This window comes from Buchnera aphidicola (Formosaphis micheliae), from assembly GCF_039403185.1.
GTDB classification, from domain to species: Bacteria; Pseudomonadota; Gammaproteobacteria; order Enterobacterales; family Enterobacteriaceae; genus Buchnera_C; species Buchnera_C aphidicola_B.
Genome location: NZ_CP135047.1, coordinates 524,104 through 539,533, shown reverse-complemented (window position 1 = coordinate 539,533; position 15,430 = coordinate 524,104). Strand labels below are relative to the sequence as shown.

Here is a 15,430-nt window from a genome sequence, read left to right as displayed (position 1 = left end):
AATGGAAAAAACTCTATATCAAAAAATTTATGATAAACACGTTATACATGAAGAAAAAAATTCAACTACTATTGTATACGTTGATTTACATTTAATTCATGAAGTAACCTCTCCTCAAGCTTTTCAAGCTTTACGTTTAAAAAATAGAATGGTAAGACAACCTGCTAAAAATTTTGCTACTATAGATCATAATGTATCTACAATAAATCGTGATATAAATCAAGCTGAAAAAATGGCAAAAATACAAATGCAAGAATTACGTAAAAATTGTCAAGATTTTAATATTAAATTATATGATTTAAATCATCCTTTACAAGGTATAGTACATATCATTGGACCCGAATTGGGAATGTCTTTACCAGGTATGATAATAGTATGTGGAGATTCACATACATCTACACATGGTGCATTTGGAGCATTATCATTTGGAATTGGTACTTCAGAAGTAGAACATGTACTAGCTACTCAAACATTAAGGCAATCACGTGCCAAAACAATGCAAATTGAAATTACAGGTTTTGTGAATCATTCAATGATTTCTGCTAAAGACATTATATTATCTGTAATAAGACATATGAGCACATCTGGTGGGATAGGATATATAGTTGAATTTTGTGGAAATATTATTTCAGAATTAAGTATGGAATCACGTATGACTATATGCAATATGGCAATTGAAATGGGGGCTAAATCAGGATTAATAGCTCCCGATGCAATTACATATCAATATCTAAAAAATAAACTGTATAGTCCAAAAAGAGAAAATTGGGAAAAAGCAGTTAGTTATTGGAATACATTAAAATCAGATAAAAATGCTTATTTCAATAAAAAAATATCTATAAATATATCTAATTTATCACCTCAAATTACATGGGGAACAAAACCAGACCAAGTGATTGCAATAGATGAAAATATTCCTGAAATTAATTCATTTACAGATATATCTCAAAAAAATAGTGCTGAAAAAGCATTAATTTATATGGGTTTAACTCCAGGAATGAATTTGAAAGAAGTTATGATAGATAAAGTGTTTATTGGTTCTTGTACTAATTCACGTATTGAAGATCTCAGAATAGCTGCAAAAATTATAAAAAATAAATATGTTGCTAAAAATGTTCATGCTATAGTAGTACCTGGATCTGGTTTAGTAAAATTGCAAGCTGAAAAAGAAGGATTAGATAAAATATTTATTAAGTCTGGTTTTGAATGGAGGTTACCTGGTTGTTCTATGTGTCTAGGTATGAATCAAGATCGTTTAAATCCTAAAGAAAGATGTGCTTCTACAAGTAATAGAAATTTTGAAGGACGACAAGGAAGAAATGGAAGAACACACTTAGTTAGTCCTGCCATGGCAGCAGCAGCAGCTGTATTTGGTCATTTTGTAGATATCAGAGAACTTTAATAAAGGTAAAAAATGACTGTATTAAATCAATTTACTGGGATTGTTTTGCCAATTGATATGTCTAATATAGATACTGATATTATTATTCCAAAACAATTTTTACAGAAAATTACTAGACAAGGATTTGGACGGTATTTATTTTATAACTGGCGTTTTAACGATAATTATGGAAAGGAAATAAACAATAACTTTATATTAAATAAACCTTGCTACAAAAATGCATCTATTTTATTAACTCGAGATAATTTTGGATGTGGTTCTTCTAGAGAACATGCAGTATGGGCACTAATAGATTATGGTATTAAAGTTATATTATCATCTAGTTTTAGCGATATATTTTATAATAATAGTATTAATAATCAATTAGTTCCTATTACATTATCAAAACAAGAAATAGAAAATCTATTTAAAATATCAGTAAATAAAGTTGGAATACAATTTACTATAGATTTTAAAAATAATATAATAATAGCAGATAAACAAATATATTATTTTAAGATAAACAAATTACATAAATTTTGTATAATGAATAAATTAGATCCAATTGATTTAACGTTACAACATATACAAAAAATAAATGATTATGAAAAAAATATTTTTGATTTTTTTACATCAAAATAATTTTGAATTATTTCTCTATATATTGGAAATGTTTTATTAATCAATAATATAGTAAAATCATTTTCACTATTTTTATATTTCAACATAAAAATAATATTTTTATAGACAAAACAATATTGGTATAAATAATGAATAATACTAAAATAATTACTATTAATGACAATAATTTTGAAAAATTAATTACGCAAGAAAAAAAACTATTAATAATTGATTTTTGGGCAGAATGGTGCAATCCTTGTAAAATTTTATCACCTATCTTAGAAGAAATCGCTGTAGAATATCAAGATAAATTGACTATAGCTAAAATTAATATTGATCAAAATCCAAATACCGCTCCTAAATATTCAATTAGAGGGATTCCTGCTTTATTATTTTTTAAAGACAGCAATTTATTAATGACTAAAATTGGATCACTATCTAAAGTACAATTAAAAGAAATTTTAGACAAACATTTAATTGTAAGTTAATATATCAATAGCGGTTTTTTTAAACTTTATATAGAACCGCTAGACTTTTAAAAAAAATATGATAATATGAAATATATCAATATTATTTTAAATTTATAACGTAAAAATTACTAAATTAAAAATTTAACTAATAAATATATATTTTATTTATTGTGTGACTTATAAATAACATTTCAATATATACCTCAAGTTTATTAAGAACCCACCATTATGAATCTTACCGAACTCAAAAACATACCGGTTACTGAATTAATTACTCTTGGTGAAAATATAGAATTAGAAAATTTAGCACGTATTCGTAAACAAGATATGATTTTTTCTATTTTAAAACAACATGCTAAAAGTGGAGAAGATATATTTGGTGATGGAGTACTCGAAATATTACAGGATGGTTTTGGCTTTTTACGTTCATCTGATAGTTCGTATTTAGCAGGTCCTGATGATATATATGTATCTCCCAGTCAAATTCGTCGATTTAATTTAAGAACAGGAGATACTATTTCTGGAAAAATTAGACCACCGAAAGAAGGAGAAAGATATTTCGCTTTATTAAAAGTAAATGAAGTAAACTATGATAAACCGGAAAATGCTAGAAATAAAATACTGTTTGAAAATCTTACCCCGCTTCACGCCAACTCGCGTTTACGTATGGAAAGAGGTAATGGTTCCACTGAAGATATTACTGCTCGTGTATTAGATTTAGCTTCTCCTATCGGTCGAGGTCAAAGAGGTTTAATAGTTGCTCCACCTAAAGCTGGAAAAACGATGCTATTACAAAATATAGCTCAAAGTATAGCTTATAATCATCCTGATTGTGTCTTAATGGTATTACTTATTGATGAACGTCCAGAAGAAGTAACTGAAATGCAAAGATTAGTAAAAGGAGAAGTAGTAGCATCTACTTTTGATGAACCAGCTTCAAGGCATGTTCAAGTTGCTGAAATGGTTATTGAAAAAGCAAAAAGATTAGTTGAACATAAAAAAGATGTAATTATTTTACTTGATTCAATTACTCGTTTAGCTAGAGCATATAACACTGTAGTACCTGCATCAGGAAAAGTATTAACAGGAGGAGTAGATGCAAATGCATTACATCGTCCTAAGCGATTTTTTGGAGCAGCAAGAAATGTTGAAGAAGGTGGAAGTTTAACAATTATTGCTACAGCTTTAGTAGATACTGGTTCAAAAATGGATGAAGTAATTTATGAAGAATTTAAGGGTACAGGAAATATGGAACTTCCTCTATCGAGAAAAATTGCAGAAAAAAGAGTATTTCCTGCTATTGATTATAATCGTTCTGGAACAAGAAAAGAAGAGTTATTAACTTTACCTGAAGAATTACAGAAAATGTGGATTTTAAGAAAAATTATTCATCCAATGGGAGAAATTGATGCAATGGAATTTTTAATTAATAAATTAGCTATGACTAAAACTAATAACGAATTTTTTAATATGATGAAAAGGTCTTAAGAACTATTCCATTCACTATTTAATCTTCTTTATTATATATATTAAATATCAATTAAACTATATTATTTACAATAATATTATATATATAATACATATTTTTTGTTTTTTTTATAAAAAGCTGGACATTATCTTACAATAAATCTATTATTATAATATATAATTATATATTTATACGTCCGTAACTCAATTGGATAGAGTACTACCCTCCGAAGGTAGAGGTTTCAGGTTCAAATCCTGTCGGACGTATTAATTTGTCATAAATAATTATTTAATTTTAAATTATATTTTGGTGGTTATAGCTCAGATGGTAGAGTGCTGGATTGTGATTCCAGTGGTCATGGGTTCAAGTCCCATTAACCACCCCACAGTATATAGTAACGTTAATATATCTTCGGCGAGTAGCGCAGGTTGGTAGCGCAACTGGTTTGGGACCAGTAGGTCGGAGGTTCAAATCCTCTCTCGCCGACCATAATATAAATTATTATTATATAATATAAATTATCATTATATTTATAATATTAAACTGTAATTTTTTATATACTTAGTTTTAGATTAACTAAATAAAAAAACACTGATATATCATTAATCAAATAGATCATTATTATTTAAATAAAGGTGAATGGTAGTAATTTTTGATTATCAATATAATAAACAATATTATATATTTTTATACATAATTCTGAATTGTAATGAAAGTAAATTTGTTTATTTTTAACTAGATATATATATAACTCTTACTGATTATATAATTTATTATATAATATATAAAAGAATGTTGATATTCATTAATATAATGAAAATCTTTTAATTTAATATGTTAATGGATCATAAATATATATATCAATATTTTTTATTTTACAATTTATTTAAAATCCATTATTAAAATATACATCATCTCATTATTTATTATTTCTTTCTTTGTAAAATCATTTTATATACATAAAATATTATTTTATTCATAAAGTATTGTATTGTGAATATTATAATAAATATTGTTAATGTAAATTATGTCGATTATTTTTCAAATAATATATGTATTAAAAATAAATAATTTTATTTGTTTCTATTGTACAAGATTTAGCTAATATATTAAAAAAGTTATCTCTAGATTTATTGCAAATCCATTGTAGATTATAATATATAAAATGATATCCATTGTATTGAGTAGCTAACCAAATTTGTCTTAATGATTCTTGCCTATTAATAATAATTTGATTTTTATTTAAAAAAGTAAGTATCATAGTACGATATTGTATTTCACAATCGATGTCTTGTGTATCAAAATTTTTATAGATAGTATCTTCTATATGAATCATTAATTTATCTACTATTTTGTGAAATTTAAAAATGTCAATTTTCATATTTACCTATTATTTTTATATATTTTAAATTTTTTATATTATCTATTAATAATTATAAATTGTTAGTAGAATAATTTAATACTAATATTAAGTAAAGGTAACAATTATGTTACAGAATATAAAAAAAAATAAAATATTTTTTTCTAAAATGCATGGTTTAAAAAATGATTTTATGGTAATTGATTGTATTACACAAAATATTAATAATTTATCACATCAGTTAATTAAAAAATGGTCGAATAGATATTCAGGTATAGGATTTGATCAATTATTATTAGTTGAAAAATCAAATAGTCCAATAATAGATTTTCATTATCGTATTTTTAATTCTGATGGAAATGAAGTAAAACAATGTGGTAATGGAGCTAGATGTTTTGCTTATTTTGTATTAATTAAAAAATTAACTTATAAAAGAAAAATTTTTGTCAGTACATATACGAGAACAATGTCTTTAGAAGTTATAAAAGATAAAGTTGTTAAAGTAAATATAGGGGTACCTGAATTTAATCCTGTATCTATACCTTCGTTATTTACAAAAACACAATTAACATATTCCTTATTAATACAAAAAAAAATTTTTAAATTTGGAATGGTATCTTTAGGTAATCCTCATTGTACTATTATTGTAAAAAAAATATATAATTATCCAGTTAAATCAATAGGAAAATTAATATCTCATCATATATTTTTTCCTGAAGGTGTTAATGTTGGTTTTATGGAAATAATAAACAAAGAAAATATTCATTTGCGAGTTTTCGAGCGTGGAGTAGGAGAAACAAAATCATGTGGTAGTGGAGCATGTGCTGCAGTAGTTATTGGAATTTTACAAAAAATATTAAATAATAATGTAATAGTAAAATTAACAGGTGGAACTTTACAGATTTCTTGGAAAGGACCTGGTTATCCGATATATATGATTGGTCCTGTTTCACATGTATATGATGGTTATATTATAATATAAAAATAAAATTTATTGTTTTTATTATTTAATATATTTATAAAAATGTTTTATAATTTAAGTATTTTAAATTTTTTAATAAAAAAATAATATTTATTTATAATAAAATTATAACTTTTGATGTATATTATTAAAAATAATTAATAATATTTCATATTATAACATATTTTTATATGTTGTTTTTAAATAAAAATAATAACTATATAATTTTAAATTATTTAAAAAGGAAATTTTTTTATATATGCAAAAAAAATGTTTAAATTCAAAAATAGCACTTAATATTCATAAAAATGAAAACCAATTAAAATACAAAATATCTACTATACAACCAAAGAAAATATATATAAAAAAAGGTACTAAAAAATTTACCAAAGTAATACTAGCTTTTTTTTCAGCAGGTTTATCTACATTTGCTATTTTATACTGTGTGCAACCTATTTTGCCTTTATTTTCTAAAACATTTCATATAAGTCCTGCTCAAAGTAGCTTATCTTTATCTTCAGCAACAAGTATGATGGCAATCGGTATGTTATTTACAGGTCCTTTATCAGATCGATTGGGTCGTAAAAATATTATGTTTAGTTCTTTATTTTTAGCTGCTGTATGTACTATTTTATGTTCTATCATGAATAGTTGGCAGGCTGTTATTATTATGCGATCTATTACAGGATTAGCATTAAGCGGAGTCATAGCTGTATCTATGACTTATTTAAGTGAAGAAATAGATCCCAATTTTTTGGCATTGGCTATGGGGTTATATATTAGCGGAAACACTATAGGAGGATGCTTAGGTCGTTTTATAACGAGTATTTTATCTAGTTATTTTTCTTGGGATATTGCTTTACGAGTGATCGGTTTTAGTGCTTTAATATCTTCTTGTTTTTTTTTATATTTATTACCTAGATCAAGTAATTTTAAAAGCTCTTCATTAAACATAAAAAAATTATTATGTGAATTTTTATTTCAATGTAAAAATCCAGTATTATCTAAACTATTTATTATGGGTTTTATTATGATGGGTAGTTTTGTTACTTTATTTAATTATGTTGGATATCGTTTAATGATATCTCCTTTTTTTGTTAGTCCAGCAACAATTGGTTTTTTATCTTTTTTATATTTAATAGGAGTATATAGTTCTCCTAAAGCTGGTATATTAACTGAAAAATATAATAAAGGAATTATATTAATTGGGGCTTTATGTTTAATGATATGTGGATTAATATTAACATTATTTAGCGAATTAGTTATTATTTTTTTTGGATTAATGGTATTTGCAGGAGGTTTTTTTGCTGCTCATTCAATAGCAAGTAGTTGGATAGGTCATCAAGCTATTAATAGTAGTAAAGCACAAATATCATCTCTTTATTTATTTTTTTATTATTTAGGTTCAAGTGTTTTTGGAACATGTGGTGGTTTTTTTTGGTATCTAGGTGGTTGGAATAGTATTTCTTTATTAATTATTAGTACGTTACTTATTGGAATAATTTTAGCTATAAAATTAAATAATATAGAAACATAATGAATTTAGTATTATTAGAGATAGATAAGGTATTTTTTAATGAAATCATTTATAAATAATAATAATATTTATTATTATTTTTTTTAATTGTTGTGTCACCATGTTGCTAATAATGTAGTTACTATATTTATTTAAATAAATCAAACTTATTTGAAATATTAAAATTAATGAAAACAATTTATTTAAAAAAATAAAACGTCTAATAATTTTTTTTTATAAAAAAAATATAATAAATATGTACCTTTACATAGTTAATTAGAATTTATTATTAATCTTTTATTGTATTTATATAGGTAACAATTTTATTATAAATAAATTTTTAAAATTAGTTAATAATTAATTAGCCTATTTTATTTATTTATTACTATAGTAATCAATGTTAATTGACTTCTTAAAAAATAAGATTTTACTTATAATAAATTAAAAAACATATGTCTATCTTAATATATTTTATTATTTTATGATTATTTAATCGCATTACTATTTTTTTTAATTTCTATAATTAGATTCATATTTTATTAAGTTAAATAACGATTTTCAATATATGTTCAAAATGATATTATTTTTAATATATAATTCCATATTATATATTAAAAATTCATAAAAATGTTGTTATTAATGTTGATTAAAATGAATTTAATATATATAAATATATTATACTTTAAAAAAAATATTTTTTAAAAATTATTTTTTATTAAAAAATTATTATTTTAATAAATATAATATATTTATACATATTTTTATATAATATACATTTGTCGTTAAATACAATTAAATTTACTTAAATTATTAAATAAAATTTAACATATATTAAAAATTTTTTATATATTGTTATTAAATTTAATATAATAAATGAAATTTTATATTATAAATATGTTGTTTATTAAATAAAAAAAAATAAAACTATTATAAAAATATCTATTATATTAATGTATTTTTATGAAATTAGTTTAATGTTTGTAAAAATAATGCATTTGATAACTTGACTAAAAAACTAAATTCTAGTAAAAAGAAATCATAATGAAAAAAGAGAGGGCATAAAACTATGTCATCCATATCTATAATTGATAATATACAATTATTAAATGTAAACAATAAAATACAATATAAAAAAAATAATAACAAAATAAGTAAAATTAGCATAAATAATCCAAATAATCTATTAGGTAAACCTTCAAATATAAGAACTACAGTTAATTTAACATCTGGAAATAATAATATAAAAACTGAATATATTATTGCTCCTATTGATGTATTATTAAATGATAAAAATGATGTCATTCATAAAAAATCATTAAATCAAAATAATTTAACAACAAACAAAACAGAAAATGATTCAGTAAATGTAAAAACTCGTAAATTAAATACTCTTCTTACTCCTACTATAATAGAAATAGAACAAAAACCTGATATTAATGCGATTAATCAATTAATGAATTTCGGAGAAGAATCATTCAATAATTCTCTTAACTTTACTAAAAATATGATAAATAAGTATGTATATCATTTAAGTAAAATTGCAGTAAAGAGTGCTATTAATGAACAACTAGACAAAACAATAAATAATAAAAATAATTTAAAAGATAATAATAATGTATTACCATCAGATAAAAATGATATCTCTAATATTAAAAAAGATGTATCATTAAATAATATTACTAACAAAAATATTGTTCCTGATCGATATTTATATCCACCAAGATATAGAAATACATTTTTTAAAAGTGAAAAAGAATTAAATAACATTGTTTGGGAGCCTTTGCATAAATCACAGGCTTTGGAAACAGAAAATAATTTCGTAAAACAATTCCAAAACAAATATTATGATTTAAATAACACAAATAAATTAGGTAAGAATTTTATCCATACAGGAGAACATTCTTTAATAACCATTAATGGTCATAAACTCTCTCAATTTTCACCATTAACAATATTTCATGAATTTAAAAAAATTATTCCAAATCTTCAATCAAGGCAATTAATTTCATCTTATATAACTCCAACTATTTTTTCAAAATTCTATTATGATTTATATAATAAATATCCATCCATGTATAGATATATGCAAAAAAATCCAGTGATATCATATGAAATACAAGAATTGAATAATGGAAAATTTTACATTACTGCAACTCATATAGCTAATTTAGAATTAAATAATAAAGATTTTCCTGTGCAAAATCCGCATAATGTTGTAGGAATGAAAGTACACTTATTAATATCTAAAGATCAAGATCCTAAAGTAGCTTATTTATCTTTCTTAAAATAATAATAGTAGATAACAGAGTTATATTGTATTTATTATTTGATAAATGTTATAAATAGAATAAAAGTATAATCAAATAAGGGATATAAAATGGAATTTATATTCCTTTATTCAATCTATTGATTTTTTGTATATTGTAATATAATAATTATTTATAATCATATATTAATATATGATTATAAATAACATAATAATGTACATTGAACTTTATTCACTATTATCACATATTTTTTACCAGTAATTTTCACTAGTAATATGACCTGCACGACGTTTAAAATGTTTTTTCATATTTTTTATTTCTATAAGTACTACTTTCGTATCTCTGACCATATTAGGATTACCGCATAACATAACATGAGAAGAAATTGGATCCATTGGTAGTCCGACTACTGTTTCAAGAGTATTATCTTTAATTAAATTTGGAATTCTTCCTAGCAAGTAATTACCATATTTTTCTTGGCTGAGAATTATATGTACATGTAGCTTTCCGTTGTATTGATTTTTTAACTTTTTCATTAAATTATAATAAGTTAATTCATGATGATATTTTACCGCATGAACAAGAATGATATTTTTAAATTTTTTTATTTTATTGTTATAATCTTGTAATATAGATAAATAAGGTCCTATACCAGTTCCAGTAGCTAACATCCATAAATTTTCACAAATTGGAATTTCTTTTAAAGTAAAAAAACCAGAAGATTTTTTAGTAATTAATATTTCATCATTTACTTTCAAATTGCTAAGTCTATCAGTTATTTTTCCATGAGGAACTAATACAAAATAAAATTCTAAATTTTTATTATTAGGAGAATTGACATAAGAATAAGCACGTGTTGTTTTTTTATGTATATCTTGAAAAGATAATTTAGCAAATTGTCCTGCAATAAAAGGATCTATTGATGCGTGTAAAATAATACTAAATAATTTTTTACTCCATTGATTTATTTTAATAATTCTTCCTACAACCCATTCATTCATAATTTATTCCTAATATTTTTTAATAACATAAATATAATCTATTTTTTAAAAAATTAATTTAATTAGTTTTAGATAAATTTTTTATGTGTAATGTATAAATAATTAGCTTAAAATAATAATAAAAATAATTATATTTTGTATATAAAAAATATTTTTATTAAAATTTTTATTAATATATACAATGCCTAAATTAATAAAATGTTTTTGTAGTTTTAAAATAATTTAATTGAAGATATATGTTATTTATATAGAGTATCAGTATATATAATACTCTATATAAATAAAAAGTTACATATTACTTTCCTATATTATAAATATCACTGATATAAGAAATTTAATATTTTTTTAACATAATGTATTCTATAATACAAATTTACTAAGATCTTCATTCGATATTAATTTATCTAAATATTTTTTAACATAATTACTGTCAATGTCTATTTTAACTCCACTATTATCACTAGCATTAAATGATATTTCTTCAATTAAACGTTCTAATACAGTATAAAGACGACGCGCTCCAATATTTTCCATAGATTCATTGACTTTCCAAGCTATTTCTGCAATATGATGTATTCCATCTTTAGTGAAATTTATTAATACTCCTTCTGTTTTTATTAATTCTATATATTGCATTGTAATTGATGTAGTAGGTTCTGTTAATATTCTTTCAAAATCATTAATAGTTAAAGCTTTCAATTCTACTCGAATTGGTAATCTACCTTGTAATTCTGGAATTAAATCAGACGGTGTTGCTGTTTGAAAAGCACCTGAAGCAATAAACAAGATATGGTCTGTCTTGACCATTCCATATTTTGTAGAAACTGTACAGCCTTCAATTAAAGGTAATAAATCACGTTGAACTCCTTCACGTGAAATATCTGGTCCAGATGAAGTACCATTACGTTTACAAATTTTATCAATCTCATCAATAAAAACAATACCTTGTTGTTCCACTGCATGAATAGCTGATTTCTTTAATTCATCTTGATTTATTAATTTCGTTGCTTCTTCTTCTGTTAATAATTTCATTGCATCTTTGATTTTTAATTTTCTTATACTTTTCTTTTTTCCTCCTAAATTTTGGAAAATAGATTGTAATTGGTTAGTTAGTTCTTCCATACCTGGAGGAGCCATAATTTCTACTCCCATTGGAGTAGTAGATATATTAATTTCAATTTCTTTATCATCTAATTCTCCTTCTCGTAATTTTTTTCTAAATATTTGAATTGTATTAGAAGGTCTATTATTATCTTCATTTTCCTTCCAATTTTTTTTAGGAGTAGGTACTAAAACATTTAATATTCTTTCTTCTGCTCGTTCTTCTGCAAGTAATTTATTTTTTTTAATAGTTTTTAAACGTATTTTTTTAATAGAAATTTCAATAAGATCTCGAATAATTGAATCTACTTCTTTTCCAACGTATCCTACTTCAGTAAATTTAGTTGCTTCAATTTTTATAAATGGAGCATTAGCTAATTTTGCTAATCTTCTGGCAATTTCTGTTTTACCTACGCCAGTTGGCCCAATCATTAATATATTTTTTGGTGTAATTTCACTTCTTAGTTCATTATTTAATTGCATTCGACGCCAACGATTTCTTAAAGCTATAGCGACAGCACGTTTTGCTTTATCTTGACCGATAATAAATTTGTTTAATTCTCTGACGATCTCACGAGGAGTCATTTCAGACATATAAATCATCCTTACTTTTCTGAAGGTAATTCTTTAATAGTAAAATTATTATTTGTATATATACAAATATTAGATGTGATATGAAGTGATTTTTTAACAATTTGATCAGCTGCAAGTGAACTGTTTTCTAATAAAGCTATAGCTGCCGATTGCGCATAAGGACCACCTGAACCTATAGCAATTAAATCATTTTCTGGTTGGATGATATCACCATTTCCAGTAACAATTAAAGATGTGGTTTTATCTACAACAGCTAATAGAGCTTCTAATTTTCGTAACGCACGGTCCGTTCTCCAATCTTTAGCTAATTCTATAGCTGAACGTAGTAACTTTCCTTGATACATAGCAAGTTTTTTTTCAAATAATTCAAACAAAGTTAATGCATCTGCTGTTCCACCAGCAAATCCAGCTAGTACTTTTTCATGATAAAGTGTTCTAACTTTTTTTACGTTACTTTTCATTACTATGTTTCCTAAAGTAGCTTGACCATCACCACCGATGACTACTTTATCTTTTAATCGAACACTTAAAATCGTTGTCACTAGATTAAGTCCTTAATAATCCATATTATGTTATATATTGATTATTATAAACTGTTCTCATATATATTATTAATAATAAATGTATTAATGTAATAATACACCATTATATTATAAATTTATGTATTGCTTCTTTAAAGAAATATTACACCTATAAGAACTTAATTTATAAAACTAAATATATTTAATATAATATGTATTATAAATTTAATTAGTATATTAGAAAATATATTTAAGCACATATAGATAAATAATAATTATATTTGATATGTGTATAGAAATGTATTATTTTTTTATAGCATGAAAAATATTTTTATAGATATAATTGATATTATTAGATGTATAAAATATATTGTAAAAATATTTAATATCAGTTAAATTAATTTAATTAATATTTCATATATTAATAATTTATAAATAAAAATAATTTAATTCAAGTGTTTTTATTAATAACATTAAAATTATCAATTATTTTTATTTTAAATGTAACTAATAATATTAATAAGGTGTTATATGAAAAAAAATATTCATCCAAGCTATAATTTAATTAAATCCTTATGTTCTTGTGGAAATGTTATGTCTTTTTTTTCTACGTTGAACAAAGATATACATCTTGACGTGTGTTATAGATGCCATCCATTTTATACAGGAAAACAAAGAACATTAGATAAAGGTGGTCAGATAGAAAAATTTAACAAACGTTTTTCAATGTTAAATAAATTATAATACATATTTTACAGTATAAAATTGTATATTTTTTTATATATGTGATTATTTAAAGAATGTGGTTTATTTTTATTTAATATTTAATTATATGATAACATTTTTTGTAAATATAACTTATTTAATATTATAAAGCTAAATAATATATAATTGATATTTAAATTTTTTATGAACTGAACTAGTATTTTTACCAGATTTATTTTTTTTATAAACTATAAAAAATTAGCGGGAAACGAGATTCGAACTCGCGACCCCAACCTTGGCAAGGTTGTACTCTACCAACTGAGCTATTCCCGCAGATATTATATATTTATAAATAAAATCTCTATAATAAGATATATTATCTTATCATGAGTTTTTTTAATATTCAATAGTATGAAAAAATTATATATCAGCAATTAATTATAATAATAAAAATTAATAAAAAAAATTGTTATTTTATAAAATTTTTTCTATAATATAATAGTTCTTTTATAGATTCTTTGATATCATTTAATGCTGAATGATAATTTTTTTTTTTATATTTTGAAGCAAGATGTGGTTTCCAACGCACAATTAGTTCTTTTAATGTACTAACATCAATATGCCTGTAATGAAAATATTTTTTTAAATAAGGCATATATTTTGATAAAAAATATTTGTCTTGATGAATACTATTTCCACACATAGGAGAAGTATTGAATGTTGTCCATTTCTTTAAAAAATTAATAGTTTTAAGTTCAGCACTTTTTTCACTATATTTACTTTTTTTAACTCGATTAATTAATCCGCTTTTGGTATGTATATTAATATTCCATATATCCATAGATTTTAAAATTTTTTCTGATTGGTATATTGCTATTACTGGGCCAGTAGATAATATTTTTAAATCATTATTTGTTACTAATGTTGCAATTTCAATAATTTTATTTTTTTTTGGATTCAAACCTGTCATTTCTAAATCAATCCAAATCAAATTATTTTTTTTGTTCATTTTTTTTATTAATATAAATTATCAAATTAAAAAATATAGTTTAAAAGTAAAAAAGTATTCAATTTTATAATAATATTTTTATGATAGAAAATAGTTAAAATTAGGATTTTAATTAAATTAATATTATTAAGTTAAAAAAAAATAATTTTTTATTTTTTTAATTTTGTTAAAGATTATTACTTTTCAAAAAATATGATATAAAAGTTATGATATATATATGTATATATTTCTTTCAGTTATTCTTACGATCAATTATTATATCTGATTATAATAAATCTTGAAAAATAATTTATATTTTATTTTAATAATCGTAATTAAATATTTTATATATATTTTATAACAGTTAATATTTTTGTTAATTATTATTTTTTAAATTTTGTGAAAAAATATTTTTACTATTTTTTATTATGGGATAAAATAATATATTTTTTTAAAATAGTAAATTAATAAATATA

General features: G+C 22.6%; 13 protein-coding genes and 4 tRNA genes. 11 read left to right on the top strand and 6 right to left on the bottom strand.

Annotated elements, in window-relative coordinates; all coding sequences use genetic code 11:
• The first annotated feature begins 1 nt into the window (after position 1).
• The 7 genes from leuC (at position 2) to RJX12_RS02360 (ending at position 4,429) form a co-directional block, all read left to right on the top strand.
• Positions 2-1,402: a 3-isopropylmalate dehydratase large subunit gene (gene leuC / locus RJX12_RS02390; RefSeq protein ID WP_343192157.1), complete on the top strand. Its 1,401-nt coding sequence runs from the start codon at positions 2-4 to the stop codon at positions 1,400-1,402.
• A gap of 12 nt (positions 1,403-1,414) precedes the next feature.
• A complete protein-coding gene (gene leuD / locus RJX12_RS02385; protein WP_343192156.1) occupies positions 1,415-2,023 on the top strand; it encodes a 3-isopropylmalate dehydratase small subunit in 609 nt (202 codons plus the stop codon).
• A gap of 128 nt (positions 2,024-2,151) precedes the next feature.
• The gene (gene trxA, locus RJX12_RS02380) at positions 2,152-2,490 is read left to right on the top strand and encodes a thioredoxin TrxA (RefSeq protein ID WP_343192155.1); all 339 of its coding nucleotides are present in this window, start codon (positions 2,152-2,154) and stop codon (positions 2,488-2,490) included.
• A gap of 210 nt (positions 2,491-2,700) precedes the next feature.
• A complete protein-coding gene (gene rho / locus RJX12_RS02375) occupies positions 2,701-3,960 on the top strand; it encodes a transcription termination factor Rho (RefSeq protein WP_343192154.1) in 1,260 nt (419 codons plus the stop codon).
• Positions 3,961-4,132: 172 nt separating this feature from the next.
• Positions 4,133-4,206 (top strand) — tRNA-Arg (locus RJX12_RS02370).
• 43 nt (positions 4,207-4,249) lie between these two features.
• Positions 4,250-4,325, top strand: a tRNA-His gene (locus RJX12_RS02365).
• A gap of 27 nt (positions 4,326-4,352) precedes the next feature.
• Positions 4,353-4,429: transfer RNA gene (locus tag RJX12_RS02360), tRNA-Pro, on the top strand.
• A 568-nt stretch (positions 4,430-4,997) separates the two neighbouring features.
• Here RJX12_RS02360 and cyaY read toward each other — a convergent pair.
• Positions 4,998-5,321, bottom strand: a complete 324-nt coding sequence (gene cyaY / locus RJX12_RS02355; protein ID WP_343192153.1) for an iron donor protein CyaY — start codon at positions 5,319-5,321, stop codon at positions 4,998-5,000.
• Between the two features lie 133 nt (positions 5,322-5,454).
• Here cyaY and dapF point away from each other — a divergent pair, with 133 nt between their 5' ends.
• The 3 genes from dapF (at position 5,455) to RJX12_RS02340 (ending at position 10,067) form a co-directional block, all read left to right on the top strand.
• Positions 5,455-6,282 carry a diaminopimelate epimerase gene (gene dapF, locus RJX12_RS02350; RefSeq protein WP_343192398.1) on the top strand — a complete coding sequence of 276 codons (828 nt, stop codon included), beginning with the start codon at positions 5,455-5,457 and terminating at the stop codon, positions 6,280-6,282.
• A 238-nt stretch (positions 6,283-6,520) separates the two neighbouring features.
• The gene (locus RJX12_RS02345; protein WP_343192152.1) at positions 6,521-7,798 is read left to right on the top strand and encodes an MFS transporter; all 1,278 of its coding nucleotides are present in this window, start codon (positions 6,521-6,523) and stop codon (positions 7,796-7,798) included.
• A gap of 1,045 nt (positions 7,799-8,843) precedes the next feature.
• On the top strand, positions 8,844-10,067 hold the full coding sequence (locus RJX12_RS02340) for a hypothetical protein (RefSeq protein WP_343192151.1): 1,224 nt from the start codon (positions 8,844-8,846) through the stop codon (positions 10,065-10,067).
• Positions 10,068-10,295: 228 nt separating this feature from the next.
• Here RJX12_RS02340 and RJX12_RS02335 read toward each other — a convergent pair whose 3' ends face one another.
• From RJX12_RS02335 to hslV, 3 genes are all read right to left on the bottom strand, one after another.
• A complete protein-coding gene (locus RJX12_RS02335) occupies positions 10,296-11,045 on the bottom strand; it encodes an FAD-binding oxidoreductase (RefSeq protein ID WP_343192150.1) in 750 nt (249 codons plus the stop codon).
• A 360-nt stretch (positions 11,046-11,405) separates the two neighbouring features.
• Entirely contained in the window at positions 11,406-12,740 is a 1,335-nt protein-coding gene (gene hslU, locus RJX12_RS02330; protein WP_343192149.1) for an HslU--HslV peptidase ATPase subunit, read from the bottom strand.
• Between the two features lie 11 nt (positions 12,741-12,751).
• On the bottom strand, positions 12,752-13,282 hold the full coding sequence (hslV, locus tag RJX12_RS02325; protein WP_343192148.1) for an ATP-dependent protease subunit HslV: 531 nt from the start codon (positions 13,280-13,282) through the stop codon (positions 12,752-12,754).
• 510 nt (positions 13,283-13,792) lie between these two features.
• Between hslV and rpmE the strand changes: the two genes are divergently transcribed.
• Positions 13,793-14,005 carry a 50S ribosomal protein L31 gene (gene rpmE / locus RJX12_RS02320; RefSeq protein ID WP_343192147.1) on the top strand — a complete coding sequence of 71 codons (213 nt, stop codon included), beginning with the start codon at positions 13,793-13,795 and terminating at the stop codon, positions 14,003-14,005.
• 221 nt (positions 14,006-14,226) lie between these two features.
• On the opposite strand, the gene RJX12_RS02315 is transcribed toward rpmE, so the two are convergent.
• Together RJX12_RS02315 and orn are read right to left on the bottom strand one after the other, a co-directional pair.
• Positions 14,227-14,299: transfer RNA gene (locus RJX12_RS02315), tRNA-Gly, on the bottom strand.
• A gap of 136 nt (positions 14,300-14,435) precedes the next feature.
• On the bottom strand, positions 14,436-14,975 hold the full coding sequence (orn, locus tag RJX12_RS02310; protein ID WP_343192146.1) for an oligoribonuclease: 540 nt from the start codon (positions 14,973-14,975) through the stop codon (positions 14,436-14,438).
• Between the last annotated feature and the right edge of the window lie 455 nt (positions 14,976-15,430).